Raw genomic sequence first — 16,168 nt, forward strand, 5'->3', positions numbered from 1 at the left:
GGTCAGGTCAACGTCAACAGGGATCCCATCACGGGGGAGCAAGACATGCAATTTGGTCTGTCTGAAGAGCAGGCGATGATCGTGGAAACCACGCGCGCCTTTGTCACCAGGGAGCTCTATCCTCACGAGCTGGAGGTCGAACGCAGTGGCCATCTGCCGATGGAACGGGTCCGCGACATCCAGGCCAAGGCGATAGAGGCCGGGCTATACGCCGCCAACATGCCCGAAGAGGCGGGGGGTGCCGGCCTCGATACGCTGACCTGGCTGCTCTATGAAAAGGAGCTGGGCCGCGCCAATTACGCCCTGCACTGGACCTGCGTCGCACGCCCCTCGAATATCCTTCTGGCCGGCACGCCGGAGCAGAAAGAGAGATACCTCTACCCCTGCATTCGCGGTGAAAAATGGGACTGTCTTGCGATGACCGAACCGGGGGCTGGCTCTGACCTGCGCGGTATGACCGCGACAGCGCGCCCGGACGGCGATGACTTCGTTCTGAACGGGACCAAGCATTTCATTAGCCACGCGGATATCGCGGATTTTGCCATCGTTTTCATGGCCACGGGAGAAGACGACACAGCGCGCGGCCCGAAAAAGCGGATCACCGCCTTTTTCGTCGACAAGGGCACGCCGGGGTTCACTGTCCGTGCCGGCTATCGCAACGTAAGCCACCGCGGCTATACCAATGCAGTGCTGGAGTTTGACGACTGTCGCCTGCCAAAAACCGCAGTGCTGGGCGAGGTCGACAAGGGTTTTGATCTCGCCAACACCTGGCTTGGCGCCACCCGTCTTCAGGTGGCTGCGACCTGTCTGGGCCGGGCCGAGCGCGCCTTTGATCACGCGGTGTCCTACGCCGCAGAGCGTCGCCAGTTCGGCCAGCAGATTGGCAAGTTTCAGGGCATTTCCTTCAAACTTGCGGATATGGCAACAGAGCTGAAGGCTGCCAACCTGCTGACCTGGGAAGCCGCTTGGAAATTCGACCAGGGCAGCGTGACCGAGGCCGACATGTCGATGGCCAAGCTGAAAGCAACTGAAATGCTGGCGATGGTCGCGGATGAGGCGATCCAGATCCATGGCGGTATGGGGCTGATGGATGAACTGCCGCTGGAGCGCATCTGGCGGGATGCTCGGGTGGAGCGCATCTGGGAAGGCACCAGCGAAATCCAGCGTCACATTATCAGCCGGGAGCTGTTGCGTCCGCATGGTGGTTGAAAGCATGGCGGCGAACGGTCTCAGGCTCTACCCGGACGCGTCGGGCGGGCGGGTCAGTTTTCGCCTTCGGCGAGGATATTTAAGGCCAGAAGATGCAGAAAGGGTCAAGCCCCCGGAAGGGCGCTGCCGCAACCGGGGGCCATCTCCTGGCGCGGTCATCGGCGTCCCCGCCTGTACCGCCTGTCGAGGCTCGTCGATTCTGGTTAATGAAACCCTACCTATCTTCTGGCTCCAAATATCCTCGCCGAAGGCATCGGGGCCTCTGTTCAGGCGGGAGCCGTGGCAATGATACGTGACTTCAGCACTTTGTTTCGGCCCTCTTCCATCGCGGTGATCGGTGGCGGTGCCTGGTGTCGTCAGGTGATCGAACAATTGCAGAAGATCGGGTTTTCCGGCCAGATCTGGCCGGTGCATCCGAAGGCTGCGGAGGTCTGCGGCTTGACTGCGTTTGCATCGGTGGATGATCTGCCCGCCGCGCCCGATGCCAGCTTTATCGGCGTCAACAGACACGCCACCGTCGAAGCGGTGGCGGCGCTCTCTCGCCGGGGGGCTGGGGGGGCGGTCTGTTTTGCCTCCGGTTTTCGCGAGGCCCAGAGGGAGGCCGGTGATGGGGCCGACCTGCAGAACCATCTTTTGCAAGCGGCGGGAGAGATGCCCATCCTCGGCCCTAACTGCTATGGGTTCATCAACTATCTGGATCAGGTATTGCTATGGCCGGATCAGCACGGTGGCGTGCCGGTGGAGCGCGGCGTGGCAATCCTCACCCAGAGCTCCAATATCGCGATCAATCTAACCATGCAGGCGCGTGGGCTGCCGATTGCTTATGTGGTTACCGTTGGCAATCAGGCGCAAAGCGATATCGCACAGATCGCGCGCGGCCTGCTGGAGGATCCGCGCGTAACCGCCATTGGCCTGCATATCGAAGGTGTCCGCGACCTGCGTGCCTTTGAAACGCTGGCGCATCAGGCGGCCGCCTGTGGAAAACCGATCGTGGCGCTGAAGGTCGGACGCTCGGATCAGGCGCAGGCGGCGACGCTGTCCCATACGGCGTCGCTTACCGGTCAGGAGGCCGGCGCCGATGCGCTGTTGCGTCGCTGTGGTGTGGCACGGGTGGATGATTTGCCGGTATTTCTGGAAGCGCTGAAGGTTCTGCATGTGCTTGGCCCGCGCGCCGGATGCCGGGTTGCGACGATCAGCTGCTCCGGGGGTGAAGCGAGCCTTGCTGCCGATCTCGGGCAGGCGCAGTCTGTGGTCTTTCCGCCGTTGTCCGACGGCCAGCATCAGGCGCTGCGCGCAGCCCTGGGCCCGATGGTCGCGCTGGCCAATCCTCTAGACTACCATACCTATATCTGGCGGGATGTGCCTGCGATGACCCGGGCGTTCAGCGCCATGGTGCATCCTGATCTGGATATGGTGATGCTCATCGTGGATTTCCCACGAGCAGACCGGTGTTCGGCCGAAGACTGGGCCTGCACGGTTGAGGCCGCAATAGCAACGCGGGCGCAAACCGGTGCGCCAATGGCCATGGTCGCCAGTTTGCCAGAACTGATGCCCGAAGAGACCGCGCAGCGGCTTCTGGCGGCGGGCGTGGTGCCACTCTGCGGCCTGCGAGAGGCCATGGGCGCGGCGGCGGCGGCCAGTCGTATCGCGGTGCCATCTGATTTGCCCCTGGCCCTTCCAGGTCCGGACTCAGGGGATGGCGACGCCAGTTTGATCCCCGAAGGCCTCGCGAAACAGCGTCTTGCGGCGGCCGGTCTGCGGGTTCCCCGAAGCCACAGGCTAAGCCGTGATGCGCTGGCAGAGAGCCTGCATGACATCGCGTCTGGGGTGGGGTTTCCGCTGGTGCTGAAGGGCGAAGGTTTCGCGCATAAGAGCGAGGCCGGGGCAGTGCGGTTGGACCTCCACTCGCCTGAGGCGGTCATGGAGGCGGCGCAGGAGATTGGCGCGGAACAATTGCTGCTGGAGGAGATGATCACCGGGACCGTGGCCGAGCTGCTGGTGGGGGTCATCAGGGATCCGGCCCATGGGTTCGTGCTGACGCTGGGTGCCGGTGGGGTGCTGAGCGAAGTGTTGCAGGACAGCCTGTCGATGTTGCTGCCGGTGCATGAGGACATGCTGGAAGAGGCGCTGGATCAGCTGCGCATTGCCCCGCTGCTTGGCGGGTATCGCGGCGGCCCTGCGGCGGATCGTGCCGCAATTCTGCGCGCGATCCGCGCGGTTGAAGGCTATGTGCTTGCCCATCTGGACAGGCTGGAAGAACTTGAAATCAATCCGCTGATCTGTACGACCAGCGATGCCATAGCAGTGGATGCACTGCTGCGAGAGAGGGAAACCACCGATGACTGACACCCCCATTCGGACCCGCCGCGATGGCGCCATTCTGGAGATCACGCTGGACCGTCCAAAGGCCAACGCCATTGATCTGAAAACCAGCGTGGCCATGGGCGAGGTGTTTCGGGATTTTCGCGATGACCCCGACCTGCGCGTGGCAATTGTGACCGGGGGAGGCGAGAAATTCTTCTGCCCCGGCTGGGATCTGAAGGCCGCCGCCGACGGAGATGCGGTGGATGGCGACTATGGTGTCGGCGGCTTTGGGGGCCTGCAGGAGCTGCGCGATATGAACAAGCCGGTGATTGCGGCGGTGAATGGCATCGCCTGTGGCGGTGGTCTGGAATTGGCGCTGTCGGCGGATATGATTCTGGCCGCAGATCACGCGACATTTGCCCTGCCAGAGATCCGGTCGGGCACGGTGGCCGATGCCGCATCAATCAAACTGCCCAAGCGCATTCCCTATCACATTGCCATGGAACTCCTGCTGACCGGACGCTGGTTTGACGCCGAGGAGGCGCACCGCTGGGGGCTGGTGAACGAAATCCTGACTTCAGATCAGCTGATGGATCGGGCCTGGGAGCTGGCGCGGCTGCTCGCCTCCGGCCCGCCATTGGTCTATGCCGCGATCAAGGAGATTGTCCGCGACGCCGAGGATGCGAAGTTTCAGGATGCGATGAACCGGATCACCAAACGCCAGCTGCGCAGCGTTGATATTCTCTATGACAGCGAGGACCAGATGGAGGGCGCGCGCGCCTTTGCTGAGAAACGCGATCCGGTGTGGAAGGGCAGATAAGGCGCCGATGCGGCAGATGACCCCGCTGTTGTCCTGCGATTAACCTCAGCGCAGCCTAGACCCGGTAGGCGCTATTAAGTGTGGGCCCCGGCCCACAGCGAAGGTCAGCATGGCTGTGTCGCATCGGAGCCTGCATAGCCTCGGCGCTGCGCTGCACAATGCAGGCTGCTCCTAGACCTTGGTAAACACCGCAATCAGCGCCTTGTCCGTGCTGTGGGCGCCGGTGGCTTTGGGACCGTAGATGGCCACCTCCGGCAGGGTCAGCCCACGGATCCAGCCGCCCTTCTCAAGACGTTTGAGAGCCGCAGCAAAGCCGCAGCGGGCGGAAAAACGGGCATTGATGGCAAGCGCAAACACCGACCTCGGTCGGGCAAGGCGCAGGATACCCGGCAGAACCTCTGGTCCGACATGGCCGTGGGTGAAGGTTCCAGAGGAGACGACACCGGCATATGTGCCGCGTGGCACCGGGACGCCGGTGGTCAGATCCGCTTCGATGATATCGCGGTAGACATCCTTGCGCAGTGCCTGTGCCAGCATTTCAGGGCTGATATCGGTCGCATCTATCGGAGCAATGCCCTGCCGCTCCAGCGCGACGCCGCAGAGCCCGGTTCCTGCGCCGACATCCAGAACAGGGCCGCGCCCGTCGGCCGCAGCGAACAGGCGGGCCACCTGATCCGGCAGGATGTAATCCGATCCTGCGGCAAAGCTGCTGTCGTAGCTCTCGGCCCAATCGGCATAGAGCTGCCGGGAGTGCTGCGGCGTCTCCAGCCCGTAGGCGGCGGCCAGCGTGATCTGTTTTTGCGCCATGGCCACAGGAAATGCGGTTTTGACGCTTGAATCAAGTCTTGCACCCGCACAGGCTCGCGCGCATCTATGGCACATGACAAAAACGCTTCTCTGTCTTGGCCTTGGCTATTCCGCCCGCGCATTGGTCCCGCAGCTGCTTCGGGCCGGTTGGCGGGTCATAGGCACCACCCGATCCGCCGAGGATGCGGAACCTCTTGCAGGCGTTGAACTGATCACCTGGCCCGGTGCCCCCCTCTCGCTGGATGGGGTGACGCATATCCTGTCGTCCATCGGGCCGACCACTGACGGCGATCCTGTGCTGAACGAACTGGCCGGTGCTCTGGCAGAGGCGGCGCAGGGCGATACCCTGGAATGGGTGGGGTATCTCTCCACCACTGCTGTCTACGGCGACCATGACGGTGCCTGGGTGGATGAGAAGACGCCTGTAACCCCTTCCAGCCAGCGTGGCCGCTGGCGTGCCGCGGCCGAGACAGGCTGGCAGGCCATCCCCGATCTGCCGCTTCATATCTTTCGCCTCGCTGGGATCTACGGCCCCGGACGCGGCCCCTTTGCCAAGCTGATGGCCGGAAAGGCGCGCCGTATCGTGAAACCCGGTCAGGTGTTCTCGCGCATCCATGTGGACGATATCGCACAGGTTATCGCCGCTTCCATCGCACAGCCTGATCCCGGTGCGATCTACAACCTCTGTGATGATGATCCAGCCCCGCCACAGGATGTGCTGGGCTTTGCCGCCGAGCTGCTGGGCCTGCCGATCCCTGCCGAAGTCCCCTTCGATGAGGCCGGTATGACCCCGATGGCGCGCAGTTTCTACGGCGAGAACAAGCGCGTTAGAAACCAGCGTATCAAGGATGATCTGGGGGTAGAGCTGCTTTACCCCACCTATCGAGAGGGCCTGCGCGCGGTCCGCGCCGCCGAGGACCTCGAGACCTTCGTCCCGCCGCAGGAAACGACGGGGGTTTAGGCCCGCTTCTCTCCAATCGTCGCCACGCCCAACACGTCCAGAACCTTGGCTTCGATCTGTGGCGCGTTCATGGCGGCGACATTGTACATATCCGCCGGGCTGGCCTGGTCGATGAAGGTGTCGGGCAACACCATGGAGCGGAATTTCAGCCCGCTGTCAAAGACGCCTTCCTCCGCCAGAAGCTGCGCCACATGGGAGCCGAAACCGCCCACTGCGCCTTCTTCGATGGTGATCAGCGCCTCGTGATCAGCGGCCAGCTGCAGGATCATGTCGCGGTCCAGCGGCTTGGCAAAACGTGCATCCGCAATTGTCGGGGTGATGCCTCTGGCGGCAAGCGCCTCGGCGGCCTTTTTCACCTCACCCAGCCGGGTGCCAAAGGACAGGATCGCCACGCGTTTGCCCGCCTGGATCATCCGGCCTTTGCCGATCTCCAGCACCTCCGGCACCTCGGGCATATCAACACCTTCGCCCTCACCCCGGGGGTAGCGGAAGGCAATCGGGCCGTCATCATAGGCGGCAGCGGTGGCTGTCATATGGGCCAGCTCGGCCTCATCAGCGGCGGCCATCACCACCATGCCCGGCAGGTTGGCCATATAGGCAATGTCGAAACTGCCCGCATGGGTCGCCCCGTCCGCACCGACCAGACCGGCGCGGTCGATGGCAAAGCGTACGGGCAGGCGCTGGATCGCCACGTCATGCACCACCTGATCATAACCGCGCTGCAAAAACGTGGAATACATCGCACAGAAGGGCTTCATCCCGCCGGCGGCCAGCGCGGCGGCAAAGGTCACGCCGTGCTGCTCGGCTATGCCGACGTCAAAGCAGCGCGAAGGGTAGCGTTCGGCCATCAGGCTCAATCCGGTGCCATCGGGCATCGCCGCCGTGACGGCGCAGATCTTGTCATCCTCAGCCGCCAGCCGCACCAGCTCCTTGCCAAAGACCGAGGTATAGGAGGGCGCGTTGGAGGGCGCTTTCTTCTGTTCGCCGGTCACCAAGTCGAATTTTGCGGTGGCGTGGCCCTTGTCGCGGGCGCGTTCCGCCGGGGCATAACCTTTGCCCTTCTTCGTCAGCACATGGATCAGGATCGGACCGGTGGCGCGCGCCTTCACGGTGCGCAGGACCGGCAACAGCTGGTCCATATCGTGACCATCAATCGGCCCAAGGTAAGAAAAGCCCAGGCTTTCAAACAAGGTGCCGCCCACCGCCATGCCTTTCAGCATATCCTTGGCGCGCTTGGCGCCCTCGCGGAACGGTTCAGGCAGCAGGGATGCGGCCCCCTTTGCCACCGCTTTCAGTTCCTGAAAGGGTTCTTCGGCATATAGGCGCGACAGATAGGACGACAGCGCGCCAACCGGCGGCGCAATCGACATTTCATTGTCGTTCAGAATGACAATCAGCCGCTTGCCCAGATGGCCTGCGTTGTTCATCGCCTCAAACGCCATGCCGGCCGACATCGACCCATCGCCGATGACGGCAATTGCATCGCCGCTGCCTTCGGGAATGACACCGCCCAGATCCCGTGCCACGGCAAAACCAAGCGCGGCGCTGATCGAGGTGGAGCTATGGGCCGCGCCAAAGGGATCAAAGGGTGATTCCGAACGTTTGGTGAAACCGCTCAGCCCGTCCTTCATCCGCAATGTGCGAATGCGGTCGCGGCGACCAGTCAGGATTTTATGCGGATAGCACTGGTGCGAGACGTCCCAGATGATCTTGTCGCGGGGCGTGTCAAACACCGCATGAAGCGCGGTAGTCAGCTCGACAACACCCAGACCTGCGCCCAGATGGCCACCGGTGACGGAAACGGCGGAAATGGTTTCCTGCCGCAGTTCCTGTGCGACCTGCGTCAGCTGTGCATCGCTCAAGGATTTCAGATCCGCCGGGCGGGTGATCTGATCCAGAAGAGGGGTCTGGGGCCGGTCTGACATGGCAGCTCCTTGAGCGTTTGGCGGGCGTTTGGCTCTGACGAGGCGCGGTCTCTTGCGGCTCAGCTATCGCGCGAGATAACGAAGCGCGCGGTTTCCTTCAAGGTTTCGGCGGCATGACCATAGGGGGTCAGCGCCTCACAGGCCTGTTCCATCAGGGTTCTGGCGCGATCCTTCGCCGCGTCCAGCCCCAGAAGAGACACAAACGTGGCCTTGCCCGCTTCCGCATCCTTGCGCACGGCCTTGCCCACCTTGGCAGCATCGCCTTCCACATCCAAAATGTCATCGGCAATCTGAAAAGCAAGGCCAAGCGCATCGGCATAGCGTCGCAGCGGGCTGTCATCCGCCCCGGCCATGACCGCGCCAGCGGTCGCGGACCAGGCAATCAGGCAGCCGGTCTTGCGGTTCTGCAACTGGGTGATCTGATCCAGATCCAGCGGCCGCGCAGCGGTTTCAGCAGCGATATCCAGCATCTGACCGGAGACCATACCATCCTTGCCGGAGGATTGCGCCAGCCCGCGGATCAGGGTCAGCGCATGGGGTCCGATCTTGGGATCGGCAAGCAGCTCAAACGCAAATGTCTGTAAACTGTCCCCGGCCAGAACCGCCATCGCCTCATCCCATTTCCTGTGAACGGTGGGCTGGCCCCGGCGCAGATCATCGTCATCCATGCAGGGCAGATCGTCATGCACCAGCGAATAGGCGTGAATACATTCGATCGCCAGCGCCGCTTCAAGCGCGGCCTGTTCGGCAACCCCATGCAGGCGCGCGCTTTCCAGAACCAGAAACCCGCGCAGCATCTTGCCGCCGGTGATGGCATAGCGCATGGCCGCATGCAGCGGATCATTGCCGCCCAGCCGGGCCTCCATATGGGCGGTGATCCGGGTCTGGGCTTCTTTCAGCGCCTGAGCAAAGGGCCGGCTCTGCGTGTCTGCGGCGGCGCTCATGACTCAGCCGGCATCCAGCGGCTGGGTCCCGGTCGGCGTGCCCGCGGCATCTAGCGTGATTGCCGCCACCTTTTCCTCGGCCCGCTTCAGCTCGTCCTCGCAGCGCTTCTTCAGCGCGGCACCGCGCTCATAAAGCGCAATGGACGCATCCAGCGCCACATCGCCGCGCTCCAGCTGATCCACCACGGTTTCAAGCGCGCGCATCGCCTGCTCAAAACTCAGCTCGTCAACGGGTGTTTCTGGACTGGTGGTGTCGGTCATCTGCCTGCCTCTATCAATTCTTCCACATGGGCTTTGGCCGCTGCGGCCAGCGCGTTCAGATCATATCCACCTTCCAAAGTCGAGACGATACGCCCCGCGCAGATCTCCGCCGCCAGCGCGCAGAGTTCGCGGCTGAGCCAGCGGAAATCCTCGGTGCTCCAATTGAGTTCGGCCAGCGGATCATCCTGATGCGCGTCAAAGCCGGCGGAGATGACGATCAGCTCCGGCTTGAAGGTCCGCAGCCGCGGAAACACCTGATCGACATAGGCCGACCTCATGTGCACGCCCCCTGATCCGGGTGGCAGCGGCAGGTTCAGGATCTGGCCGTGCGCGCCGTCTTCCTCGGGGCGACCGGATCCCGGCCAGAGCGGCATCTGCTGGCTTGAGATGAACAGCGCCCGCGGCTCGTCCCACAACAAATCCTGCGTGCCATTGCCGTGATGCACGTCGAAATCCACCACCGCCACACGCGCCAGCCCATGGTGATCCAGCGCATGTTTGGCCGCCAGTGCGGCATTGCCAAAGAAGCAGAACCCCATCGCGGTCTCTGTCTCGGCATGGTGGCCGGGCGGGCGCACCGCGGCAAAGGCGTTCTGAACCTCGCCCGTCAGGACCATATCGACCGCGCGTACAGCTGCCCCCGCCGCGCGAAAGGCGGCATCCAGCGATCCGGGCGACAGGAATGTATCGCCATCAATGCGACCAAATCCCTCCTGCGGCAGGCTGCGGCGCAGCTCCTCCAGATAGCTCTTTGGGTGAATGCGCAGGATATCGTCTTCCGCCGCCATCGGCGCGGTGACCCTGTGCAGGTCCAGCCCCGCCAGCGCATGCAGCACATGCTCCAGCCTCGCCACCCGCTCGGGATGGCCCTCGGGCGTCACATGCAGCAGGCAATCTGCGTGGGTTAACAAAGCGGTCGCCATGGCGCGTCCTTTTCTTCTGGCCGGAAATATCCCCGCCGGAGGCATGAAATCGCCGCGCAGCGGCTCCGGAACTCTGGGCCTAATCCGGTGCCAGCATATATCCTGCGCCGCGCACCGTCTGCAGATATTGCGGCTGCTTCGGGTTGGGCTCGATCTTGCGCCGCAGCCGGGTGATCTGCACATCCACGGCGCGTTCCTGCGCCTGACCACGGTCGCGGCCCAGATCCTCGACCAGTTTGGTGCGGCTCACCGGCTCGCCCGGACAGGCGGAGAAGATCTTCATCAGCTGGTTTTCGGTGCCGGTCAGTCGGATCAACTCCTCACCCTGCCACATCTCGCCGCGCTCAATATCATAGCGGATCGGTCCCAGATGCAGCACTTTGGGCGCGGCATCCTGGGCCGTGGGCTCAGGCATCCGCCGCAGGATTGCATTGATCCGCAACAACAGTTCTTTTGGCTCGAACGGTTTGGACAGATAGTCATCCGCGCCAGCTTCCAGCCCCTCGATCCGGTCATCCGTTTCGCCCTTGGCGGTCAGCAGCAGGATCGGGGTACTCAGGGTTTCGCGCAGCGACCGGGTGAGCGAGACCCCATCCTCGCCCGGCATCATCACATCAAGGACGATCAGGTCGAAATCCAGCCCCGACAATACCCGCCGCGCATGAGCGGCATCGCGGGCGGCGGTGACCAGAAACCCGGCGCGCATCAGGAACTTCTTCAGCAGGCCGCGAATGCGCTCATCATCATCGACAATCAGCAAATGGGAATCGAACCGGGTCATGTGCCACTCTCCCGCAGCTTGGCATAGGCGCGCCGCATGTCGGCGTCCATCATCGCTTCCAGCACGCGCTTGAAGCCCTGCACCGCTTCCGGGCCGGCATCCTTGTAGGCGGTGCGCATCCGGGCGCGCTGCGCATCCGAAAGCTTGGCCTCCAGCGCACGCCCCTTGTCGGTCAGAAACAGATGCCGCTCGCGCTTGTCGGTGACCCCGACCCGGCTTTCCACCAGACCATCACCGATCAGGGCCCGCAGCACCCGGTTCAGCGACTGTTTGGTCACCCCCAGAATGCTCAGCAGATTATTGACCGTCGTGCCCGGTGCTCGATTGATAAAATGGATCGCCCGGTGATGTGCCCGACCATAGGCCATCTCAGCCAGAATACGATCCGGGTCTGCGGTAAATCCGCGATAGGCAAAGAACATCGCCTCAATGCCTTGCCGCAACTGCTCATCCGTCAGAAACAGCAGGCTTTCGCCGCCAAATCCCTGCCCCGGTCGCCCTTCTGCCATGGGTCTCTCCCCTGTTGTGTTGAGGCCATTTTAAGTCAGCGTTGTTGACATTCCAAGTCTGAAGATGTATCGAATCGCAGGTTTAGCGCAACATTATGTCCGAACCGGTCATATAATGCGCAACTTCTGGAAATTGGGCGAGGCATTAGGAGGTGCGCCATGGCGGGTTATGATGATCGGGACGGTTTGATCTGGATGGACGGGGAAATGGTCGACTGGCGCGATGCCAAGGTCCATATCCTCAGCCACGCGATGCATTATGCCTCCTCCGTCTTCGAGGGTGAGCGCGCCTACAATGGCAAGATCTTCAAGAGCCGCGAGCATTCGGAGCGTCTGGTCGCCAGCGCAGAAGCGCTGGATATGCCGATGCCCTATACCGTGGATCAGATCGAAGCCGCGAAGCAGGAAACCCTGAAAGCCAGCGGATTGCAGGATGCCTATGTGCGGGCCGTTGTCTGGCGCGGCTCGGGCGAAGACATGGGTGTCGCTTCGGCAAAGAACCCGGTGCGCATGGCCATCGCGGTTTGGGGCTGGGGCGCCTATTATGGCGATGCCAAGATGCAGGGCGCCAAACTGGATATCGCGGAATGGAAACGACCAAGCCCGGAAACCATCCCGGTCCACGCCAAGGCGGCAGGTCTCTACATGATCTGCACCATCTCCAAGCACAAGGCCGAGGCCAAGGGCTGCTCGGATGCGTTGTTCATGGATTACCGTGGCTATGTGGCGGAGGCGACCGGCGCCAATATCTTCTTCGTGAAGGATGGCGAAGTGCATACGCCGAAACCTGACTGTTTCCTGAACGGCATCACCCGACAGACCGTAATCGGTATGCTGAAGGATCGCGGTATCACCGTGCATGAGCGCCACATCATGCCGGAGGAACTGGACGGGTTCGAACAGTGCTGGCTGACCGGCACCGCCGCCGAAGTCACCCCGGTTGGCCAGATCGGTCCGCACAGCTTCGAGGTGGGCGAGATGACACGTGAGATCGCCAAAGCCTATGAGGAGCTGGTGCGCAGCTGACCCTGCGCCCGGAACGCCAGATCGCTGTTACAATGCAAAAGCGCGGGGAAAACCCCGCGCTTTTTCCGTATCAGCCCCCTTTGGGGGCCGTGGGCATGGTGCCGGGATCAGACCAGCTCGGTGGTGACGGTCACATTGCCGCGCACCGCGTTGGAGTAGGGGCAGATCTTGTGGCCTGCCTCGGTCACCGCCTTTGCCTCCTCGGGGGAGAGGCCGGGCAGGGCCACCTTCAGTGCAACGGTGAGACCAAAGCCGCCTTCGTCGCGCGGGCCAATGCCGACCTCGGCGTGGACCGACACGTCATTCGGTACCTTGGCGAGGCTGTCGTCCTGAGTGGTCGCGAATTTCATCGCGCCGATGTAGCAGGCCGCATAGCCGGCAGCGAACAGCTGCTCGGGGTTGCTGCCCTTGCCGCCGCCACCCATTTCCTTGGGCGGATCCAGTTCAAAGCTGAGGTCGCTGTCGTGGATGCTGGCTTTGCCATCGCGGCCACCGGTTGCGGTTGCTGCGGCTGTGTAGACGGGAGAAACACTCATGATGGGATCCTTTCCTGTGTCACTGTCGAAGTAAATTACATCGTGTGCGATATAAATGGATCCTCCGGCGCAAAGGTCAAGTCCTTGAAGAAGGATCGTGCACGATTTAAATTGCACCCATGACCAATACGCCAACATCCCCCATACCAGATACGCCGGATCTCCTGTGCTTTGCGATTTATTCGGCAAACCACGCGCTGACTCGGCTCTATCGCCCGTTGCTGGCGCCGCTGGGGCTGACCTATCCTCAGTATCTGGTGTTGATCTCGCTTTATCACACCGATGGACAGACCGTCGGCGCGTTGGGCCAGCAGCTGGACCTGGAAACCAATACGCTGACACCACTGTTGAAGCGGATGGAGGCTGCGGGGCTGCTGGCACGTGTGGCCAACCCCGAGGATGATCGCAGCCGTCTGGTGCAGCTTACAGCGCGGGGGCGGGATCTGGCGGATAACGCAGGCGAGATCACCTCCTGTATCCTGAAGGAACTGGGGGGCGACCTGCAGGATCTGCTGGACCTGCGGGACCGCATCAACGGGTTGCGCGCCCGTCTGGAGGCGGACTAGCCGCCAGCCTCAACCCTTGGGATCGGTAACCGACCGCGCCTTGCCGCGTTCCAAGCCCAGACGGCTCTCGCGCCAAATCACCAGCACATTGCCCGCGATCACCAGCCCGGCACCGATCAGCATCACCAGCGTCGGCAGCTCATTGAACCAGATATAGCCCAGCAGAATGGCAAACAGCATGGAGGAATAATCGTAGGGCGCCAGCATAGACGCCGGGGCAAACCGATACGAGGAGGTGACCAGAATCTGCGCCACCCCGCCAACCAGCCCGGCGCCGATCAGCAGCGCCAGCGTAACGGGGTCAGGCCAGACCCAGCCAAAGGGCAGCGTGCATAGCGACAGGATCGAGGCGGTCAGCGAGAAGTAGAACACGATGGCGGCCGTGTGTTCCGTCATCACCATACGGCGGATATGGATCTGTACCAGCCCGCGCGCCACCGTCGCGATCAGGATCAGGATGGCCCCCAGGGTCGCGGTATCGCCCAGATCTCCGCCCCCCAGTCGCGGCCAGAGCATCACCAGAACACCGATCAGACCGATGATCACCGCGCTGATCCGGATCAGCCGGATCCGCTCCCCAAGCAGAAGTGCGGCCAGAATCAGCGTGAAGATCGGCGTTGCATAACCAATCGCGGTGACTTCGGGCAGTGGCAGCATCCCCAGCCCCATGAAGGTCATCCCCATCGCCGTCGTTCCCAGGATGCCACGCAGGAAATGCCCTCCGGGCCGCGATGTTTTCAAACCACGCGGCAGCTGGCCGCGCAGGGTCAGCCAGATCAAGATCACCGGAATGGCAAAAAACGATCGGAAGAACACCGCCTCACCAGCGGGCACCACATCGGATGTTGCCTTGATGATCGCCGACAGCCCGGTGAACAGGGCAATGGCCGCCAGTTTCAGCGCAATGGCACGGCCCGGTTGATGCGATGTTAAGGATGTCACCATGCGCAGACCCTGCGCCTGCGGATCAAAAAGTGCAACGGGTTGATTTTACCACCCGGCTTTGTCCAAGGTCGCGCAGGGTCATGAAACCCAACCGCACCGCCGCAAGGAGCCCCTGAATGTATGACGCAAATCCCCTGATCCACCGTCTGCGCGCCGCCTCTCTTGGTCGCGAGGATGCCGTATTCGCCACCCGTCCCGGTGCCGATCCGCTGCGCTATGGGGATCTCTTCGCCGGGGCTGAGCGTATGGCGGCGGCGCTTGTTTCACGTGGAGTCCAGCCGGGGGATCGTGTCGCGGCGCAGGTGGAGAAATCCCTTGCCGCGATTGAGCTGTATCTGGGCACGGTGATGGCCGGGGCGGTGTTTCTGCCGCTTAACCCTGCCTATACCGATGCGGAGGTGACCTATTTCATCGGTGATGCAACGCCGCGCGTCTTTGTCTGCGATCCGGCGCGGCGTGAGAGTTTGCGCGCGGTCGCGGGCGAGGCAGCCGTGCTGACGCTGGATGGCGATGGGCAGGGCAGCCTTATGGAGCTGGCAGCGGGGCAGGCCGGGTTCGATCCGGTGGCGCGGATCCCATCGGATCTGGCGGCGATCCTCTACACGTCCGGCACCACGGGCCGGTCAAAGGGGGCGATGCTTAGCCATGAAAACCTGTATTCCAATTCACTGACCCTGCGGGATCACTGGCGCTTCACCGCTGAGGATGTGCTGATTCATGCGCTGCCGATATTCCACACGCACGGGCTGTTCGTGGCGACCAATGTGGCGCTTCTGGCGGGGGCCCAGGTGGTGTTTCTGCCCCGGTTCGATGCCGAGGCCATTCTTGCAGCTCTGCCGACATCGACCGCGCTGATGGGGGTGCCGACCTTCTACACGCGGCTGTTGGCGCAGGCGCAGCTGACCCCAGATCTGGCGGCCAATATGCGCCTGTTCATTTCCGGCTCGGCGCCGCTCCTGGTGGAGACCCACGAACAGTGGGAGGCGCGCACAGGTCATCGCATTCTGGAACGCTATGGGATGACGGAAACCAATATGAGCACCTCAAACCCCTATGATGGCGCACGCATCGCAGGCACCGTCGGCCAACCGCTGCCGGGGGTGGAGGCGCGGGTGATGCTGGAGGGACAAGAGCTGCCGCAGGGCGAAATCGGCGTGCTGGAAGTGCGCGGTCCGAATGTGTTCCAGGGTTACTGGCAGATGCCGGAGAAAACTGCCGAGGAACTGCGCCCGGATGGCTGGTTCATCACCGGAGATCTCGCGAAGATTGACGACAGCGGCTATGTCACCATCGTCGGCCGGGAAAAGGATCTGGTGATCTCCGGTGGCTTCAACGTCTACCCAAAGGAGGTTGAGACCCTGATCGACGATCTGCCGGGGGTGTTGGAAAGTGCGGTGATCGGCGTGCCGCATCCCGATTTCGGCGAGGCCGTGGTGGCGGTGGTGGTCCCGACAGAGGAAGGCACCGATGCTGCGGCCATTCAGGCGGCTTTGTCCGGGCAGCTGGCAAAGTTCAAACAGCCCAAACATGTCGCGCTGATGCAGGAGCTGCCGCGCAACACGATGGGCAAGGTACAGAAGAAAGCGCTGCGCGAGCGCTTTGCCGGGCTTTTCACCTGATTTGGCCGTCACCCCCGTCTCGCGTCTGATCT

At 62.6% G+C, this 16,168-nt stretch carries 16 protein-coding genes; 7 read left to right on the forward strand and 9 right to left on the reverse strand.

Annotation, left to right across the window (positions count from 1 at the left end; genetic code table 11):
• Nucleotides 1-45 precede the first annotated feature (45 nt).
• The 3 genes from VWY60_RS18970 (at nt 46) to VWY60_RS18980 (ending at nt 4,333) form a co-directional block, all read left to right on the forward strand.
• The gene (locus tag VWY60_RS18970; RefSeq protein ID WP_416541443.1) at nt 46-1,209 is read left to right on the forward strand and encodes an acyl-CoA dehydrogenase family protein; all 1,164 of its coding nucleotides are present in this window, start codon (nt 46-48) and stop codon (nt 1,207-1,209) included.
• A gap of 285 nt (nt 1,210-1,494) precedes the next feature.
• Nucleotides 1,495-3,555: an acetate--CoA ligase family protein gene (locus tag VWY60_RS18975; RefSeq protein WP_416541444.1), complete on the forward strand. Its 2,061-nt coding sequence runs from the start codon at nt 1,495-1,497 to the stop codon at nt 3,553-3,555.
• Complete coding sequence (locus VWY60_RS18980) at nt 3,548-4,333, forward strand: carnitinyl-CoA dehydratase (protein ID WP_416541445.1); 786 nt, start codon at nt 3,548-3,550, stop codon at nt 4,331-4,333. Before VWY60_RS18975 ends, VWY60_RS18980 begins: the two co-directional genes overlap by 8 nt.
• 171 nt (nt 4,334-4,504) lie before the next feature.
• Here VWY60_RS18980 and VWY60_RS18985 read toward each other — a convergent pair whose 3' ends face one another.
• A complete protein-coding gene (locus tag VWY60_RS18985) occupies nt 4,505-5,140 on the reverse strand; it encodes a class I SAM-dependent DNA methyltransferase (RefSeq protein ID WP_416541446.1) in 636 nt (211 codons plus the stop codon).
• A 73-nt stretch (nt 5,141-5,213) separates the two neighbouring features.
• Between VWY60_RS18985 and VWY60_RS18990 the strand changes: the two genes are divergently transcribed.
• Complete coding sequence (locus VWY60_RS18990; RefSeq protein WP_416537813.1) at nt 5,214-6,101, forward strand: SDR family oxidoreductase; 888 nt, start codon at nt 5,214-5,216, stop codon at nt 6,099-6,101.
• Here the strand turns inward: VWY60_RS18990 and dxs are convergent.
• The 6 genes from dxs to VWY60_RS19020 form a co-directional block, all read right to left on the reverse strand.
• Nucleotides 6,098-8,026, reverse strand: a complete 1,929-nt coding sequence (dxs, locus tag VWY60_RS18995; RefSeq protein WP_416541447.1) for a 1-deoxy-D-xylulose-5-phosphate synthase — start codon at nt 8,024-8,026, stop codon at nt 6,098-6,100. The two genes, VWY60_RS18990 and dxs, sit on opposite strands and share 4 nt — an antisense overlap.
• A gap of 59 nt (nt 8,027-8,085) precedes the next feature.
• On the reverse strand, nt 8,086-8,970 hold the full coding sequence (locus tag VWY60_RS19000) for a polyprenyl synthetase family protein (protein ID WP_340547015.1): 885 nt from the start codon (nt 8,968-8,970) through the stop codon (nt 8,086-8,088).
• A gap of 3 nt (nt 8,971-8,973) precedes the next feature.
• Entirely contained in the window at nt 8,974-9,231 is a 258-nt protein-coding gene (locus VWY60_RS19005) for an exodeoxyribonuclease VII small subunit (protein ID WP_061050169.1), read from the reverse strand.
• Nucleotides 9,228-10,154, reverse strand: a complete 927-nt coding sequence (locus tag VWY60_RS19010) for a histone deacetylase family protein (RefSeq protein ID WP_416541448.1) — start codon at nt 10,152-10,154, stop codon at nt 9,228-9,230. The genes VWY60_RS19005 and VWY60_RS19010 overlap by 4 nt, the downstream gene beginning before the upstream one ends.
• Before the next feature lie 79 nt (nt 10,155-10,233).
• Nucleotides 10,234-10,935 carry a response regulator gene (locus VWY60_RS19015; RefSeq protein WP_260102750.1) on the reverse strand — a complete coding sequence of 234 codons (702 nt, stop codon included), beginning with the start codon at nt 10,933-10,935 and terminating at the stop codon, nt 10,234-10,236.
• Nucleotides 10,932-11,444 carry a MarR family winged helix-turn-helix transcriptional regulator gene (locus tag VWY60_RS19020; RefSeq protein WP_260102749.1) on the reverse strand — a complete coding sequence of 171 codons (513 nt, stop codon included), beginning with the start codon at nt 11,442-11,444 and terminating at the stop codon, nt 10,932-10,934. The genes VWY60_RS19015 and VWY60_RS19020 overlap by 4 nt, the downstream gene beginning before the upstream one ends.
• 159 nt (nt 11,445-11,603) lie before the next feature.
• On the opposite strand from VWY60_RS19020, the gene VWY60_RS19025 reads away from it, so the two are divergent.
• A complete protein-coding gene (locus VWY60_RS19025; protein ID WP_260102748.1) occupies nt 11,604-12,470 on the forward strand; it encodes a branched-chain amino acid aminotransferase in 867 nt (288 codons plus the stop codon).
• 107 nt (nt 12,471-12,577) lie between these two features.
• Here VWY60_RS19025 and VWY60_RS19030 read toward each other — a convergent pair whose 3' ends face one another.
• Nucleotides 12,578-13,006, reverse strand: a complete 429-nt coding sequence (locus VWY60_RS19030; protein WP_416541449.1) for an organic hydroperoxide resistance protein — start codon at nt 13,004-13,006, stop codon at nt 12,578-12,580.
• Nucleotides 13,007-13,125: 119 nt separating this feature from the next.
• Here VWY60_RS19030 and VWY60_RS19035 point away from each other — a divergent pair, with 119 nt between their 5' ends.
• Nucleotides 13,126-13,572 (forward strand): MarR family winged helix-turn-helix transcriptional regulator, encoded by a 447-nt coding sequence (locus tag VWY60_RS19035; RefSeq protein WP_340547012.1) that lies wholly within the window; start codon nt 13,126-13,128, stop codon nt 13,570-13,572.
• A gap of 9 nt (nt 13,573-13,581) precedes the next feature.
• On the opposite strand, the gene VWY60_RS19040 is transcribed toward VWY60_RS19035, so the two are convergent.
• The gene (locus VWY60_RS19040) at nt 13,582-14,517 is read right to left on the reverse strand and encodes a DMT family transporter (RefSeq protein ID WP_340547011.1); all 936 of its coding nucleotides are present in this window, start codon (nt 14,515-14,517) and stop codon (nt 13,582-13,584) included.
• Between the two features lie 116 nt (nt 14,518-14,633).
• Between VWY60_RS19040 and VWY60_RS19045 the strand changes: the two genes are divergently transcribed.
• Nucleotides 14,634-16,136 carry a malonate--CoA ligase gene (locus VWY60_RS19045; protein WP_416541450.1) on the forward strand — a complete coding sequence of 501 codons (1,503 nt, stop codon included), beginning with the start codon at nt 14,634-14,636 and terminating at the stop codon, nt 16,134-16,136.
• Nucleotides 16,137-16,168 lie beyond the last annotated feature (32 nt).

Origin of the sequence: Phaeobacter sp. JH20_26 (assembly GCF_048056275.1) — a bacterium.
GTDB classification, from domain to species: Bacteria; Pseudomonadota; Alphaproteobacteria; order Rhodobacterales; family Rhodobacteraceae; genus Phaeobacter; species Phaeobacter bryozoorum.